Annotated in this window: 11 protein-coding genes and 1 tRNA gene; 2 read left to right on the plus strand and 10 right to left on the minus strand. The window is 61.0% G+C overall.

Features of this window, described 5'->3' with window-relative positions:
• Window positions 1-40: 40 nt before the first annotated feature.
• Complete coding sequence (locus RF641_RS10175; protein WP_047119686.1) at window positions 41-3,931, minus strand: DNA-directed RNA polymerase subunit beta'; 3,891 nt, start codon at window positions 3,929-3,931, stop codon at window positions 41-43.
• A gap of 98 nt (window positions 3,932-4,029) precedes the next feature.
• Entirely contained in the window at window positions 4,030-7,536 is a 3,507-nt protein-coding gene (rpoB, locus tag RF641_RS10180; RefSeq protein ID WP_053799447.1) for a DNA-directed RNA polymerase subunit beta, read from the minus strand.
• Between the two features lie 711 nt (window positions 7,537-8,247).
• Here rpoB and RF641_RS10185 point away from each other — a divergent pair.
• Entirely contained in the window at window positions 8,248-8,745 is a 498-nt protein-coding gene (locus tag RF641_RS10185) for an aminoacyl-tRNA deacylase (RefSeq protein WP_082123944.1), read from the plus strand.
• Here RF641_RS10185 and RF641_RS10190 read toward each other — a convergent pair.
• From RF641_RS10190 to RF641_RS10225, 8 genes are all read right to left on the minus strand, one after another.
• Window positions 8,699-9,868: an acyltransferase family protein gene (locus tag RF641_RS10190; protein WP_424573106.1), complete on the minus strand. Its 1,170-nt coding sequence runs from the start codon at window positions 9,866-9,868 to the stop codon at window positions 8,699-8,701. The genes RF641_RS10185 and RF641_RS10190 overlap by 47 nt on opposite strands.
• A gap of 148 nt (window positions 9,869-10,016) precedes the next feature.
• Window positions 10,017-10,391, minus strand: coding sequence for a 50S ribosomal protein L7/L12 (gene rplL / locus RF641_RS10195; RefSeq protein WP_047119688.1), 375 nt, complete (start codon window positions 10,389-10,391; stop codon window positions 10,017-10,019).
• A 71-nt stretch (window positions 10,392-10,462) separates the two neighbouring features.
• Window positions 10,463-10,984 (minus strand): 50S ribosomal protein L10, encoded by a 522-nt coding sequence (gene rplJ / locus RF641_RS10200; RefSeq protein WP_047119689.1) that lies wholly within the window; start codon window positions 10,982-10,984, stop codon window positions 10,463-10,465.
• Between the two features lie 932 nt (window positions 10,985-11,916).
• The gene (rplA, locus tag RF641_RS10205) at window positions 11,917-12,618 is read right to left on the minus strand and encodes a 50S ribosomal protein L1 (RefSeq protein ID WP_047119690.1); all 702 of its coding nucleotides are present in this window, start codon (window positions 12,616-12,618) and stop codon (window positions 11,917-11,919) included.
• Between the two features lie 139 nt (window positions 12,619-12,757).
• Complete coding sequence (gene rplK, locus RF641_RS10210; RefSeq protein WP_047119691.1) at window positions 12,758-13,189, minus strand: 50S ribosomal protein L11; 432 nt, start codon at window positions 13,187-13,189, stop codon at window positions 12,758-12,760.
• A 127-nt stretch (window positions 13,190-13,316) separates the two neighbouring features.
• Window positions 13,317-14,153 carry a transcription termination/antitermination protein NusG gene (nusG, locus tag RF641_RS10215; RefSeq protein ID WP_424573107.1) on the minus strand — a complete coding sequence of 279 codons (837 nt, stop codon included), beginning with the start codon at window positions 14,151-14,153 and terminating at the stop codon, window positions 13,317-13,319.
• Window positions 14,154-14,226: 73 nt separating this feature from the next.
• Window positions 14,227-14,475, minus strand: a complete 249-nt coding sequence (gene secE, locus RF641_RS10220) for a preprotein translocase subunit SecE (RefSeq protein WP_047119693.1) — start codon at window positions 14,473-14,475, stop codon at window positions 14,227-14,229.
• Window positions 14,476-14,590: 115 nt separating this feature from the next.
• Window positions 14,591-14,663: transfer RNA gene (locus RF641_RS10225), tRNA-Trp, on the minus strand.
• A 264-nt stretch (window positions 14,664-14,927) separates the two neighbouring features.
• Between RF641_RS10225 and RF641_RS10230 the strand changes: the two genes are divergently transcribed.
• Window positions 14,928-16,127, plus strand: a complete 1,200-nt coding sequence (locus RF641_RS10230; RefSeq protein WP_424573108.1) for a pyridoxal phosphate-dependent aminotransferase — start codon at window positions 14,928-14,930, stop codon at window positions 16,125-16,127.
• Window positions 16,128-16,175 lie beyond the last annotated feature (48 nt).

Raw genomic sequence — 16,175 nt, forward strand, 5'->3', positions numbered from 1 at the left:
CCTACGAGCTGGCTAGCTGCCAGCCTCGGTGCTTGCCGGTTTAGCGGAAGTCCGAGCCGTGGTCGTAGTCGTCCATCGAGATGGCGCGGAATTCAGGCGACAGCCCGCCTTCCAGCGCATCGTCGTAGAGACCCGAGGAGAATGCCGAGGTACCGGTGAACAAAGTTGCCTTTGCCTCGTCGGTCGGCTCGACCTCGACCTGGGTGTAGCGATCCAGACCGGTACCGGCCGGGATCAGCTTACCGATGATCACGTTCTCCTTCAGACCGCGCAGCGGATCTTCCTTGCCCTCCATCGCGGCCTGGGTCAGGACGCGGGTGGTTTCCTGGAAGGAAGCCGCCGACAGCCACGAATCGGTGGCCAGCGATGCCTTGGTGATGCCCATCATCTCGTCACGGCCAGCGGCCGGACGCTTGCCCTCGGCGACTGCCTTGCGGTTCGCAGCGGTGAAGCGCGAACGGTCGGCCAGCTCACCCGGGAGCAACTCGGTCTCGCCGGACTCGATGACGGTGACGCGACGCAGCATCTGGCGGACGATGACTTCCACGTGCTTATCGTGGATGCCCACACCCTGGGACTGGTACACGTCCTGGACCTCGCGGACCAGGAACTTCTGCGCCTCGCGTGGGCCCAGAACTCGCAGCACCTGCTTCGGGTCAAGGGTACCGCTGGTCAGCTGGGTACCGGCGACGATGGACTGGCCATCTTCCACCAGCAGACGGGCACGACGCAGAACCGGGTAGGCCTGCTTCTCGTCGCCGTTGTCCGGTGTGACCACAACACGCAGCTGCTTCTCGTCGTCCTCGATCGACACGCGACCGGAGACCTCCGACATCGGAGCCACACCCTTCGGGGTACGGGCTTCGAAGAGCTCCTGGATACGAGGCAGACCCTGGGTGATGTCGTCGGCCGATGCCACACCACCGGTGTGGAAGGTACGCATGGTCAGCTGGGTACCGGGCTCGCCGATGGACTGCGCGGCGATGATGCCCACTGCCTCGCCGATGTCCACGGTCTTGCCGGTGGCCAGCGAACGGCCGTAGCACAGCGCACAGGTTCCAACGGCCGAGTCGCAGGTCAGCACGGAGCGGACGCGGATCTCATCCACGCCTGCAGCGTACAGCTCGTCGATCAGCACGTCGCCCACGTCGGAACCGGCGGTCGCCAGCACGTTGCCCTCGGCGTCCTTGACGTCGGCGGCCAGCGTACGGGTGTAGGCCGAGTTCTCCACGGTCTCGTGCTTGATGCGGATGCCCGAGCTGGAGTCGGCGATCGCGACGGTCAGGCCGCGCTTGGTGCCGCAGTCCTCTTCGCGAACGATGACATCCTGCGAGACGTCCACCAGACGACGGGTCAGGTAACCCGAGTTGGCGGTCTTCAGCGCGGTATCCGCCAGGCCCTTACGGGCGCCGTGGGTCGCGATGAAGTACTCCAGCACCGACAGGCCTTCACGGTAGGAAGACTTGATCGGACGCGGGATGATCTCGCCCTTGGGGTTGGACACCAGACCACGGATACCGGCAATCTGGCGCAGTTGCAGCCAGTTACCACGAGCCTTGGAGGTCACCATTCGGTTAATGGTGTTCAGCTCTTCCATGCCGTTCTTCATGGCCTCGGCAACCTCGTCGGTGGCCTTGGTCCAGATGTCGATCAGGTCCTGGCGGCGTTCGATGTCGGAGATCAGGCCCTTGTCGTACGAACCCTGGACCTTGCGGGCACGTTCCTCGTACGGCTCAAGGATTTCTGCCTTGTTCATGTTCGAGGTGATGTCCGAGATCGCCACGGTGATGCCCGAGCGGGTAGCCCAGTGGAAACCTGCGTCCTTCAGGTTGTCCAGCGTTGCCGCCGCGACGACCTTCGGGTAGCGCTCGGCAAGGTCGTTGACGATGTCCGAGAGCGCATCCTTGCCGGCCACGCGGGAAACCCATGGGTAGTCCGCCGGCAGCGTGTCGTTGAACAGCACCTGGCCCAGCGAGGTCTCCAGCAAGGCTTCGGTGCCCGGCTCCCAGCCCTCTGGGGCCGGCTGCTCGTCCGAAGGAACGAAGTTCTCGACACGCACCTTGATCGGGGCGTTCAGGTGCAGCTCGCCGCGGTCCTTGGCCATGATGGCCTCGGAGACCGAGGAGAACACGCGCCCGGCGCCGATCTCGTCCTCGCGCTTGGTGGTGAGGTGGTGCAGGCCGATGATCATATCCTGCGAGGGCAGAGCCACCGGACGGCCGTCCGAAGGCTTCAGGATGTTGTGCGAGGACAGCATCAGGATGCGTGCTTCAGCCTGAGCTTCCGGGCTCAGCGGCAGGTGGACTGCCATCTGGTCGCCGTCGAAGTCAGCGTTGAACGCGCCGCAAACCAGCGGGTGCAGCTGCAGGGCCTTGCCTTCGACCAGCTGTGGCTCGAAGGCCTGGATGCCCAGGCGGTGCAGGGTAGGCGCACGGTTCAGCAGCACCGGGTGCTCGGTAATGATCTCTTCGAGAACATCCCACACCTGCGGGCGGTAGCGCTCGACCATGCGCTTGGCGCTCTTGATGTTCTGCGCGTGGTTGAGGTCAACCAGGCGCTTCATCACGAACGGCTTGAAGAGCTCCAGGGCCATCTGCTTAGGCAGACCGCACTGGTGCAGCTTCAGCTGTGGGCCAACCACGATGACCGAACGGCCCGAGTAGTCAACGCGCTTGCCGAGCAGGTTCTGGCGGAAGCGGCCCTGCTTGCCCTTGAGCATGTCGGACAGCGACTTCAGCGGACGGTTGCCCGGTCCGGTGACCGGACGGCCGCGGCGGCCGTTGTCGAACAGCGAGTCGACGGCTTCCTGCAGCATGCGCTTTTCGTTGTTCACGATGATCTCTGGCGCACCGAGATCAAGCAGGCGCTTGAGGCGGTTATTGCGGTTGATCACGCGGCGGTACAGGTCGTTCAGGTCCGAGGTGGCGAAACGGCCACCGTCGAGCTGGACCATCGGGCGCAGTTCCGGCGGGATCACTGGAACGGCGTCGAGCACCATGCCCTTTGGCGAGTTGCCATTGGCCAGGAATGCGTTGACGACCTTCAGGCGCTTGAGGGCGCGGGCCTTCTTCTGGCCCTTGCCGTTGTCGATGATCTGCTTGAGATCTTCGGCTTCGGCTTCGAGGTCGAAGTTCTCCAGGCGCTTCTGGATCGCCTCGGCGCCCATGGAGCCTTCGAAGAACAGTCCGTACTTCTCGCGCATGGTGCGGTACAGGCCTTCGTCGCCTTCGAGGTCGGCGACCTTCAGGCCCTTGAAGCGTTCCCAGACCGCACGCAGGCGCTCGGACTCCGCCTTGGCGCGCTTGTCGATCTGCAGCACGGTCTTCTCGGCCAGGGTGCGGGCCTTGTTCAGCTCGGCGTTCTTGGCGCCGTCTGCCTCAAGACGCTCCAGCTCTGCTTCCAGGTCGGCGGCAACAGCCTTCTTGTCGGCCTCGGCATTGTTGGCCAGCTGGCGCAGTTCAAGGTCGTGCTGTGCCTGCAGGTTCGGCATCTCCGCGTGGCGGCGTTCCTCGTTCACCGAAGTGATCATGTAGGCGGCGAAGTAGATGACCTTTTCCAGGTCCTTGGGTGCCAGATCCAGCAGGTAGCCCAAGCGCGAAGGAACGCCCTTGAAGTACCAGATGTGGGTCACGGGAGCAGCAAGCTCGATGTGGCCCATGCGTTCGCGGCGCACGTTCGCACGGGTCACCTCGACGCCGCAGCGTTCGCAGATGATGCCCTTGAAGCGCACGCGCTTGTACTTGCCGCAGTAGCATTCCCAGTCGCGGGAAGGACCGAAGATCTTTTCGCAGAAAAGACCGTCCTTCTCCGGCTTCAGGGTGCGGTAGTTGATGGTTTCAGGCTTCTTAACCTCGCCGTAGCTCCAAGCGCGGATCTCGTCCGCGGTGGCGAGGTTGATGCGCATGAGGCCGAATGAGGAATCGTTGGACATAGGGTCCTTTTCTCTCTTCTATGGTGTCTGAAGTCGATACGAATAAGTCGGTGTGCGGCGCGGCCGCCCGGGCTGTGCAGTCCGGGCGGCGCACCGGACTACACTTCCTCTACGGAGTTCGGCTCCGACCGGGACAGGTCGATGCCGAGCTCTTCTGCGGCACGGAATGATTCCTCGTCCGATTCGCGCATTTCGATTGTCTGGCCGTCGGTGCCGAGCACCTCGACGTTCAGGCACAGCGACTGCATTTCCTTGATCAGAACCTTGAACGATTCCGGAACACCGGGCTCCGGCACGTTCTCGCCCTTCACGATGGCTTCGTAGACCTTCACGCGGCCGTGGATATCATCCGACTTGATGGTCAGGATTTCCTGCAGCGTGTAAGCGGCGCCGTAGGCCTCCAGGGCCCACACTTCCATCTCACCGAAGCGCTGGCCACCGAACTGGGCCTTACCGCCCAGCGGCTGCTGGGTGATCATGGAGTACGGACCGGTGGAGCGGGCGTGGATCTTGTCGTCCACCAGGTGGTGCAGCTTCAAGATGTACATGTAGCCGACCGATACCGGATCCGGGAACGGCTCGCCGGAGCGGCCGTCGAACAGACGGGCCTTGCCGGAGTTGCCGATCAGGCGCACGCCGTCGCGGGTCTTGTTGGTCGAATCCAGGATTCCGCGGATTTCCTCTTCCGAGGCGCCGTCGAAGACCGGGGTTGCCACGGTGGTCGGACCCGACTGGCGAGGCAGGTTCGGCAGGTCCTTGACCCACTGAGGCTCGCCCTCGATGTTCCAACCCTGCTTGGCTGCCCAGCCCAGGTGGATTTCCATGACCTGGCCCACGTTCATGCGGCCTGGCACACCCAGCGGGTTCAGCACGACGTCCAGCGGAGTGCCGTCCTCCAGGAACGGCATGTCCTCCAGCGGCAGGATCTTGGAGATGACGCCCTTGTTGCCGTGGCGGCCTGCGAGCTTGTCACCGTTGGTGATCTTGCGCTTCTGGGCCACGTACACGCGAACCAGCTGGTTGACGCCCGGGCTCAGCTCGTCGTCGTTGTCGCGGTCGAAGATGCGAACGCCGATGACGGTGCCCGACTCGCCGTGCGGCACCTTCAGGGAGGTGTCGCGCACTTCGCGGGACTTCTCGCCGAAGATGGCGCGCAGCAGGCGCTCTTCAGGGGTCAGCTCGGTTTCGCCCTTCGGGGTCACGCGCCCCACCAGCACGTCGCCGGCCTCGACCTCTGCACCGATGTACACGATGCCGCGGTCGTCGAGCTGGGAGAGGATGTCTTCCGAGACATTCGGGATGTCGCGGGTGATTTCCTCGGCGCCCAGCTTGGTGTCGCGGGCATCGACCTCATGCTCCTCGATGTGGATCGAGGTCAGCACGTCGTCGAAGATCATGCGCTGGGAGAGGATGATCGCATCCTCGTAGTTGTAGCCTTCCCAGGACATGAATGCCACGAGCAGGTTCTTGCCCAGGGACAGCTCGCCCATGTCGGTGGACGGGCCGTCGGCGATGATCGACTGGTACTCCAGGCGGTCGCCCTCGGACACGCGCACGCGCTGGTTGTAGGCGTTGCCCTGGTTCGAGCGGGCGAACTTCATGATCGGGTACATCGACTCGGTGCCGTCGTCGTTCATGACAACCACCAGGTCGGCGGAGACCTCGGTCACCACACCCGGCTTGCCGGCCACCACGGAGTCGCCGGCGTCAACCGCGGCGTACTTCTCCATGCCGGTGCCGACCAGCGGTCGGTCCGACTGCAGCAGCGGCACGGCCTGGCGCTGCATGTTGGCGCCCATCAGTGCGCGGTTGGCGTCGTCGTGCTCCAGGAATGGAATCAGAGCGGTAGCCACGGACACCATCTGGCGCGGGGAAACGTCCATGAAGGTCACTTCATCGGCGTCGACGATGACAGGCTCGCCGCCACCGCCCTTTTCGCGGACCAGCACGGCGTCTTCGATGAACGCGCCGTTCTCATCCAGCGGGGCGTTGGCCTGCGCGATGTAGTGCTGCAGCTCGTCGTCCGCGGTCAGGTACTCGACCTCGTTGGACACGACGCCGTTGGACACCTTGCGGTACGGGGTCTCGATGAAGCCGAAGGCGTTGATGCGGCCGTAGGTCGCCAACGAACCGATCAAGCCGATGTTCGGACCTTCCGGGGTTTCAATCGGGCACATGCGGCCGTAGTGCGACGGGTGGACGTCTCGAACTTCCATGCCGGCGCGGTCGCGCGACAGGCCGCCCGGGCCCAGGGCCGACAGGCGGCGCTTGTGGGTCAGGCCGGCCAGCGGGTTGTTCTGGTCCATGAACTGCGAGAGCTGCGAGGTTCCGAAGAACTCCTTGATCGCTGCCACCACTGGGCGGATGTTGATCAGGGTCTGCGGGGTGATCGCCTCGACGTCCTGGGTGGTCATGCGCTCGCGCACAACACGCTCCATGCGGGACAGGCCGGTGCGGATCTGGTTCTCGATCAGTTCGCCCACCGCGCGGATGCGGCGGTTGCCGAAGTGGTCGATGTCGTCCACGTTCACCGGAATATCGACGATCTCGCCCTTGCGGGTGCCGGAGATGGTCTTCTCGCCTGCGTGCAACGCAACCAGGTAGCGGATCATGGCGACGAGGTCGTCGATCGAGAGCACCGAAGCGTTCTCAGCGTTGACCGGGGTCTCCACGCCGAGCTTGCGGTTGATCTTGTAGCGGCCGACCTTTGCCAGGTCGTAGCGCTTAGGCTCGAAGTACATGTTTTTCAGCAGAGCCTGGGCTGCCTCGACCGTAGGAGGCTCGCCTGGACGCAGCTTGCGGTAGATGTCCAGAAGCGCTTCGTTCTGGTCCTTGATGTTGTCCTTCTCAAGGGTGGCGCGTACCGAGTCGTACTGGCCGAATTCGGACAGAATCTGCTCTTCGCTCCAGCCCAAGGCCTTAAGCAGGACGGTGACCGACTGCTTGCGCTTGCGGTCCAGGCGCACGCCGATCTGGTCGCGCTTGTCGATTTCCAGTTCGAACCATGCACCGCGGGACGGGATGATGCGTGCTGAGTAGATGGTCTTGTCACTGGTCTTGTCCGGTGCGGACTCGAAGTATGCACCCGGGGAGCGGACCAGCTGGGACACCACGACACGCTCGGTGCCATTGATGATGAAGGTGCCCTTTTCAGTCATCAGCGGGAAATCGCCCATGAACACGGTCTGCTGCTTGATTTCGCCGGTTTCATTGTTCATGAATTCGGCCTTGACGTACAGCGGTGCCGAGTAGGTGGCGTCGCGGTCCTTGCACTCCGCAATGGTGTACTTCGGATCAGCGAACTCCGGCTCCGAGAAGCTCAGGGACATGGTGTCCTGGAAGTCCTCGATCGGGGAGATTTCCTCGAAGATTTCGGCCAGTCCCGAGGTGTTCGGCACGCTGGAGTCGCCAGCAGCTTCGGCCTTGGTCAGGCGCTCTACCCAGCGCTCATTGCCGACGAGGCGGTCAAAGCTCTCGGTCTGCAATGCCAGCAGGTTAGGCACTTCAAGTGGTTCGTGAATCTTTGCAAAAGAAAGTCGGCCAGCGTATGCAGCATCGCGAGCCGAACTAGCGGTTTGGTTGTTAGGGTTGCTCGAGGCGACCAAGATGGATCCTTCCAAAGACCGTCAGGTTTCCGAACGCTTACCGTGCTAAGGTGCCTGTCATAGGACAAGCCCTCTTTTTCGTCCACGAGACCCACCGCTATATGAAGGCCGCGCGCGCAAACAGTAAGGCGCAAATTTCAACCTTACCGGAGGAATTTGCACTTGTCGACACCTCCGGCCGAAATCCGTGCTATAGTTTTTGGTTCTGCTCTCGGAACCCCTCGCTCCAGGGTCCCGGGACCCCGGATTTCCCGCGCTGGCAGCGTCGCCCTGCTTCCCCGGGCAGGGACTTTTCCCAGATGATACCGGCATTTTTTCCCTGCGAATTACACCGCGAGGGCATGAGCTAGTTCACGCCTGATGGCCGAAAAATTCGAGTGCCGTACCTACGTGCGATTAGTCACAGGGGCTTAACGAGGCCGTCGATCTTGCGCTCCGGATTCAAAATGAGCGCAGTTTCTGCGATTGACGGAAATTGCTTCTGCCCGAAGGCGCCCGCTCAGCACCCGCACCGCTGCATTGCCTATCCCCCACCGTGGCCGTATCCCACGGGTACTCCCGCGATCCGGGAATCGGCGCGGCATCAAGTGTCGCGTTGGCAAACACCGCCTGCCAGGATCTTCTGCACTAGGCTCAGCTATAAGCATGCCGCGGTCGCAGCGCTGCCCACCTGCACTGCGACCGGGCCGGTCACGTGATGAGGGGTTTTCAATGTCGGATCTGAAGTCGTCGGAAGCAATGACCCGCGTTCTGCTGGATGCAGCACGCCGCGAAGTGCCGATCGACATCGTTCCCCGGGCAGCGGCGACGTCCCTTGAGGAAGCCGCCGAACTTCTGGGTGTGGTACCTGGGCATCTGCTCAAGACCTTGGTGCTCAAGCGATCGGACGATTCATTCGTCTTCGCCCTGATCCCGGGCGGCCGCAAACTGGATTGGGCGAAGATCCGCGCGGTGCTCCGGGTCAACAAGCTTTCGCTGCCCGATGCCGAGACCGCGTTGGCCGTCACTCATTTCGTGCGCGGCACCATTACGCCCTTCGGCTCCCACACGGCACTGCCGGTGATCATCGATGCGAGCGTCTTCGCCGATCCGGTTCCCGAGCGCGTGGCCATGGGCAGCGGGGATCCGCTGCACGGCCTGCTGGTGGATCCCCAGGATCTGGTCAGCGGCTTTGAGGCCACGATTGCTGATATTTCGACTCCGGAATAGCCACTGGAGGCTTCGCGAATATTTTCTGCGTGGCGGTCTTGGCCTTGGTCAGGCCGGCGATCGTTGCATTGCGCAGGCGCAGGCCCAGCGGCTTCTCGATGAATCGCACAACAGCATAGGACCACAGCATCAGCACCGCAACGGTGCCGGTCAGCAGGACGTACTTGTTCACTTGGCCATGCAGCTGCTCGATGATCCACCATCCCCACAGTTGGTGGAACAGGTAGAGCGGGAAGGTCAGGGAACCAGCAACGGCAAGCCATTTGGCTCGGATATGTTTCAGCGGCGTTAGCGTGCACAGCGCCAGCAGGCCAACGCAGAGCACGATCAGCGCCTGGAAGTGCCACGCGGGAACGTGCATGTTCGACAGTTGCAGCGCGTCTTCGCTGCCCTTCAAGCCGGTGAAGTAGGCCGCGATCACGGTATTGAATGCCACGACAAACCAGCGCAGCAGGCTGTGGCCATCGCGGTAGATCAGGTAGAGCACCATGCCTGCGGCGAAGAGCGCGGCGTAGGGGCCGGCGATCCAGTCCTGGAGTTTCACGTAGCTGGTGAAGTGCAGATAGAGGCCCAGCGCAGGCCAGAGCACCGAGAGCAGCATGATCGACTTGTTCTTCACCAGGCCGCACAAGAGCATGATGCCAAGCAGGATGTAGAAGCGCAGTTCGACCCAGAGCGTCCAATACACGCCGTCCAGATGCCGCACCTCGAACGCCGTTTGCATCATGGTCAGGTTCGGCAAGATGTCCGCCGGAGTGCGTCCGTCGGCGATCGATGGCCAGAAGACGAAAGACAGCAGCGCTGCCGCGAGCACGGCAACCCAATAAGCGGGATAGAGCCTGCCTACGCGCGAACCGATGAATTGGATGACCGATTTGCCCTGCATCGACATCAGGATCACGAAGCCGGAGATCAGGAAAAACAGCTGTACGCCGATCTGGCCGTACCGGGTGACCGTCGAGAGCACCGGCCAAGTATCGGGGGCATATTGACCCCAGAAATTGTGGCCCCATGCGGTGTAGTGGTAGAGGACTACGACCACGGCTGCGGTGATGCGTAGACCGTCCAGTAATCCCAAGCGCGGGGCCGGTTGACGCGGCTGAATGGTATCGCTGTTTGGCACGCCTCCAACTTTAAACACTGAACCTATAAAAACGCTGTTAATAGAAACGTTATAAATCTATTTCTAAGAAATCATTCAGTTAACGGCCAAGGGCCCACAGATCGAAATCTGTGGACCCTTGGTAATAAGTTGCGAGTGACCGCGTAACTTACTTAACGGTAACGGTTGCACCGGCAGCTTCGAGGGCTTCCTTAGCCTTCTCAGCAGCGTCCTTGGCAACACCCTCGAGCAGAGCCTTAGGAGCGCCGTCAACGAGCTCCTTAGCTTCCTTCAGACCCAGGGAGGTGATTGCGCGAACTTCCTTGATGACTGCGATCTTCTTGTCGCCAGCCGACTCCAGGACTACGTCGAATTCGGTCTGCTCTTCAGCAGCGGCTTCGCCACCGGCAGCCGGGCCTGCAACTGCAACAGCAGCAGCGGTAACGTCGAAGGTCTCTTCGAATTCCTTAACGAACTCGGAAAGCTCGATGATGGTCATTTCCTTGAATGCGGAAAGCAGCTCTTCGTTGGTGAGCTTCGCCATGGTCGGCGTCCTTTCGGTTTTGGCCTTGCGGCCTATGAATATGGGTTACGTTGCGAGAGAATCTCGAAAGCTTAGGCTTCTGCCGGGGCTTCCTCGGCGGCAGCGCCACCGTTCTCTTCGAGCTTTGCACGCAGGGCGTCGACGACGCGGGCAGCAGCGGAAGCTGGAGCCTGCAGCACGGCAGCAACACGTGCCAGCTGAGTCTCGCGCGATTCCAGCGCAGCCAAGGCTGCGATGCCGGCCGTATCAAGTGCCTTGCCTTCGAACCAACCGGTCTTGATAACCAGCTTGTCGTTGGCCTTGGCGAACTCCGTGAGGCTCTTTGCGGCAGCAACTGCATCGCCCTTAATGAAGGCGATAGCGGTCGGACCGGAAAGCTGGTCATCGAATGCTTCGATGCCGGCTTCCTTCGCTGCGATAGCGGTCAAGGTATTCTTCACAACGGCGTACTTGGTCTCCTGACCAAGCGAGCGGCGCAGATCCTTGAGCTGTGCAACGGTAAGCCCACGGTATTCGGTCAAGACAGCCGCAGACGAATCTTTGAAGTCAGCAGTGATCTCTTCAATCGCTGCAGTCTTGCTCGGGGTTGCCATAACACTCCTTCCGGGGATTTGTTCGGTACCGTTTCATAACCGGCGAGGCCATAAAAAAGGCCCCGCGCAGGAGCACAGGGCAGTTCAACTCATTCAAGTCAAATCAAATCTATGAAACCTGCGTTGGTCGTCCTTGCGGACCTTTAGGAGCATAAATGCTCAACCGACGGTCTTCGGTATTTCTATTGTAGGCACGCATCACGCCCTCTTCCAAATTCAGCGGTATCGTCGAGGCGTGATACCGCCCACTTGCACCGCTGCTTAAAAAGACAAGGCCTGCATCTAGCACTTGGGGGACGCTAGATACAGGCTACTTGTCGATGAGTAAGCTTTGGGGAAACTTACCCACCCAGCGCCTGCATAGTCTTGGGGGTCCCATGCAGACACCGCTGAATAAATCAGTGCTTCAATGGTAGCATTTCTTGCCCATGACACAGAACCGTAAGCTGGCAAATTCCAATGAATTTCCCATGTTTTCGGGGGTTGACACTCCAAGATCCGCGAAATTACGGGGTTAAACGCATGATGAAAAAAATTGAACGCATTTGCATGTTTATGCGAGCGTGGCCGATTTTAGCGCTTTGAGGAGGGTTTCCAGCGTCCGCGTTCCTCTCGATTCCCCGCGTATCGCACTGCCCGGGAGGCTCATCACGAAAGTCCACTTCTGGATGCACCCACTCGGAGATTCATCCCAGGTCCGTGCCCTGTTGCGGGCGCGTCTGGGTGAGGGTGCACTTGATTTGGCCGCCCATTTCCTGGCCGGCCCGACGCCTGGCTTCTCCCGCTCCCCTGGACCCACGGCGCCGGGGCAGCCCTGTGATCGACCTTGGGAGGTTGCTTGCACAACAGCGGATGCCCTCGGGGAATGCAAAAGCCCGCGGGCACCATCACGATCAGTGATGGAGCCCGCGGGCTTAAATAAGCTCTAAAGCTTAGGCCTCAACGCGGGTTACGTTCGAGTCAACAGGGATGCCTGGACCGAAGGTGGTAGCGATGGTGGCCTTCGAGATGTAGCGGCCCTTCGAAGCCGAAGGCTTCAGACGCAGAACCTCATCCAGTGCAGCTGCGTAGTTCTCGGTCAGCTGCTTGGCATCGAACGAAGCCTTGCCAATGATGAAGTGCAGGTTCGAGTGCTTGTCGACGCGGAAGTCGATCTTGCCGCCCTTGATGTCGGTAACAGCCTTGGCCACATCCATGGTCACGGTGCCGGTCTTAGGGTTTGGCATCAGGTTACGTGGGCCGAGGATCTTACCTAGGCGGCCAACCTTGCCCATCAGGTCCGGGGTAGCAACCGCTGCGTCGAAGTCGGTCCAGCCGCCCTGGATCTTTTCGATCAGGTCGTCCGAGCCAACGAAGTCGGCGCCGGCTTCGCGGGCTGCCTCAGCCTTGTCACCGTTGGCGAAAACAACCACGCGGGCGGTCTTGCCGGTGCCGTGTGGCAGGTTCACGGTACCGCGAACCATCTGGTCGGCCTTGCGTGGGTCGACACCCAGGCGGAATGCAACCTCAACGGTCGAGTGGGTCTTGTCGCCAGCGATCTCCTTGGCCAGGGCGATTGCCTCGGCTGGAGCGTAGAACTTGTCAGCCTCGATCTTAGCCGCGGCGGCTACATATGCTTTGCTGCGCTTTGCCATCTGCGTTATCTCCTTATGCAGTCGTGGTCATGTGGACCGCGCTGGGTCCTGCCACGGGCGAAAAGTCCGGGTGAACTTATCGCCATTTCTTGAATTCTTGAGTGTCCTTCACCCATGGGGCGAATGACCGAAGGCGTTATTAGCCTTCTACGGTCACGCCCATGGAGCGAGCGGTGCCGGCGATGATCTTGGCTGCTGCAGCCAGATCGTTTGCGTTGAGGTCAGCCATCTTGGAGGTGGCGATTTCCTCAACCTGTGCCTGGGTCAGGTTTGCAACCTTGTTGGTGTGCGGAACACCCGAGCCCTTGGCGATGCCGGCAGCCTTCTTGATCAGCTCAGCTGCAGGTGGGGTCTTAGTGATGAAAGTGAACGAACGGTCTTCGTACACGGTGATTTCAACTGGAATCACGTTACCGCGCTGCGACTCGGTGGCAGCGTTGTAAGCCTTGCAGAATTCCATGATGTTGACGCCGTGCTGGCCAAGTGCAGGACCGATTGGAGGAGCTGGGTTAGCAGCACCTGCCTGGATCTGCAGCTTGATGAGTCCGGTGACCTTTTTCTTTGGGGCCATGTCGGGTCCTTCTACTCTTGCAGTTCCCGCAGCACAGGAGCGTGGTGCGGGTTGTGGCTATCGTGGCGCGACAGCCGAACGCGCCCTCGCATCGAAAGCACTCGAAGCGGGGCACGAAGACTTAATACTACTGGATCTTGGTGACCTGGTTGAAGTTCAGAGTCACCGGGGTCTCGCGTTCGAAGATCGAAACGAGCACAACCAACTGAGCGGCTTCCAGCTTGATCTCGGAGATCGTAGCCGGCATGGTCTCGAACGGACCATCGTTGACGATGACCGATTCGCCGACCTCGAAGTCCACGGTGACCTCGGTAATCGGGGCGCGGCCTGGCTTCGCGGCGTTTGGCTGCTCGGCCGGGTCGAGCACGGTGTGCTCCAGCATGGAGAACACTTCATCGAGGTTCAGCGGGTTCGGATCGTGGGCGTTGCCCACGAAGCCGGTGACGCCTGGGGTGTGTCGAACAACACCCCACGAAGCGTCGGTCAGTTCCATGCGCACCAGGACGTAGCCCGGAATGCGCACACGGCGCACGATCTTGCGCTGGGTGTTCTTGACCTCGACGACCTCTTCCATCGGAACCTGGATTTCGTAGATGAAATCTTCCATGTCCTGAGTCTGGATACGGGTTTCGAGGTTGACCTTCACGCGGTTTTCGTAACCTGCGTAGGTGTGGATTACGAACCAGTCGCCCGGAAGACGGCGCAGCTTCGTGCGGAATTCTTCCTTGAGCTTGGCTACCTTGTCGGCAGCGTCCTCTTCTGCTGGAGCTTCTTCCTCGGCGTCCGCGTCATCGGCATCCACGTCCGCAACGAGGGCCTCGAAGGATTCGTCAACCGCTGCGGTTGCCTCTTCGGTTTCGTCGATTGCAGCTTCTTCAGCTGCCTCCACCTGATCGCCGGTGGCTTCAACGAACTCGTTTTCGACCTCGTCATTAATCTGCGGTTCGAGTTCCTTGTCGGACACTGCGGATCCTGCTTTCTTTGACTGGATGACACTAAAATTGCCTCGGAGCGATTATACCGCCGAGGCAATCAAATTACTGTTCTACTTGCCGGGTGAACAGGAGGATCGATCCCTGCCCGAAGACGAAGTCTAACGCTGTGACGATCGCGATGACCACCACGACGAAGCCAAGAACAACGAAGAAGTAGTTCACGAGTTCGCTGCGCGTTGGTGTGACGACTTTTTTCAGTTCGCCGATTACCTGGCGGAAGAACAGCATGATGCGGGCGAAGATGCCCTTTTTCTGCTTGCCTTTGCCCGAGTTCACTACAGCCTCTGTCACGTTGTTCCTCGTTTCAATTTTTTGGCCAGTTGAAACAATCACGGTGTGCCGCAGCCGTTCTGACCACAACACACCGTGACGTGAGATTCTCGCTGAGCGATAGATCGCTACTGCGCAGGGCAGACAGGACTCGAACCTGCAACCTGCGGTTTTGGAGACCGCTGCGCTACCAATTGCGCCACTACCCTTTAGAGCTGAATGCTCCGTTGCATAATCTTGTCGGATTCAGCGTTATGCCTTGTCCGTTGCGATGTCTTTGCAACGAGAAATAACTTTACGCAACGAAATCCAAAATGTCGAACTGGACAGATGCAGTGTGGCGCATAACGCATTTTCGTCACCACTGGACTGGTCGTGAGAGGTCATTTTTCCAGTTCGGCGCGGGAAGCGCGCCCGCGGGATCTAGACTAGAAGCATCACCAACCATCGTTGACTTCAGGACGAAATCTTCCATGTCTAGAATCTCTCGCCGCATCGGCGCAATTTCCGAATCCGCAACCCTCGCCGTTGACGCCAAGGCCAAGGCCCTGAAGGCCGCAGGACGCCCGGTCATCGGATTCGGCGCTGGTGAGCCTGACTTCCCAACCCCGGATTACATCGTCGAGGCAGCCGTGCAGGCAGCCCGCGATCCGAAGAACCACCGCTACTCTCCTGCCGGCGGACTTCCCGAGCTACGTGAAGCCGTAGCAGCGAAGACCCTGCGAGATTCTGGCTACGAGGTCGCCCCTTCCCAGGTCCTGATCACCAACGGCGGCAAGCAGGCCGTGTACAACACCTTCGCCGCGCTACTGGATCCCGAAGACGAGGTCATCGTCCCGGCTCCGTACTGGACCACCTACCCTGAAGCCATCCAGCTGGCCGGCGGCAAGCCGGTGGAGATCTTTGCCGGCCCGGAGCAGGGCTACAAGGTCACCGTGGAGCAGCTGGAATCCGTGCGCACCGAGCGCACCAAGATCCTGCTCTTCGTTTCCCCGTCCAACCCGACCGGCGCCGTCTACACCCCGGAGCAGGTCCGGGAGATCGGCCTGTGGGCCGCGGAGCACGGCCTGTGGGTTGTCACCGATGAGATCTACGAGCACCTGACCTACGGCGATGCGCAGTTCAGCTCCATCACCACCCTGGTGCCGGAGCTCGAAGACCGCGTGGTCGTGCTCAATGGCGTAGCCAAGACCTATGCGATGACCGGGTGGCGCGTGGGATGGATGATCGGCCCGAACGACGTCATCAAGGCCGCCACCAACCTGCAGTCGCACGCGACCTCGAATGTCGCCAACGTGTCGCAGCGCGCCGCGCTGGCCGCCGTGGCAGGTCCGCTGGATGCCGTGAACGAGATGAAGACCGCCTTTAACCGCCGCCGCTTGGCCATCGTCGAGGGCCTGAACACCATCGACGGCCTGCACTGCCCGACCCCGGACGGCGCCTTCTACGCCTACTCGGATGTCCGCGGCCTGCTGGGCCGCGAGATCCGCGGCGTCGTGAACAACACCAGCGCCGAGCTGGCCGCCTTCATCCTGGAGCAGGCCGAGGTCGCCGTGGTTCCGGGCGAGGCATTCGGCCCGTCGGGCTACATCCGGATGTCGTATGCACTGGGCGACGCTGATCTGGCCGAAGGTGTCGACCGCATGATCAAGCTGCTGGGCGAAGCCAAGTAGGTTTCCAACACCACACAAGCCGAGGCGCCAACCTGGAAAGGTTGGCGC

The organism is Arthrobacter sp. 'calajunan' (genome assembly GCF_046940185.1).
Classification (GTDB): domain Bacteria; phylum Actinomycetota; class Actinomycetes; order Actinomycetales; family Micrococcaceae; genus Glutamicibacter; species Glutamicibacter soli.

What these genes read in the sequence shown, in the direction of transcription:
- rplJ (WP_047119689.1), bottom strand. Translation starts at nt 10,984, where the DNA reads ATGGCAACCCCGAGCAAGACTGCAGCGATTGAAGAGATCACTGCTGAC.
- rplA (WP_047119690.1), bottom strand. Translation starts at nt 12,618, where the DNA reads ATGGCAAAGCGCAGCAAAGCATATGTAGCCGCCGCGGCTAAGATCGAG.
- rplK (WP_047119691.1), bottom strand. Translation starts at nt 13,189, where the DNA reads ATGGCCCCAAAGAAAAAGGTCACCGGACTCATCAAGCTGCAGATCCAG.
- rplL (WP_047119688.1), bottom strand. Translation starts at nt 10,391, where the DNA reads ATGGCGAAGCTCACCAACGAAGAGCTGCTTTCCGCATTCAAGGAAATG.
- RF641_RS10230 (WP_424573108.1), top strand. Translation starts at nt 14,928, where the DNA reads ATGTCTAGAATCTCTCGCCGCATCGGCGCAATTTCCGAATCCGCAACC.
- RF641_RS10185 (WP_082123944.1), top strand. Translation starts at nt 8,248, where the DNA reads ATGTCGGATCTGAAGTCGTCGGAAGCAATGACCCGCGTTCTGCTGGAT.
- RF641_RS10175 (WP_047119686.1), bottom strand. Translation starts at nt 3,931, where the DNA reads ATGTCCAACGATTCCTCATTCGGCCTCATGCGCATCAACCTCGCCACC.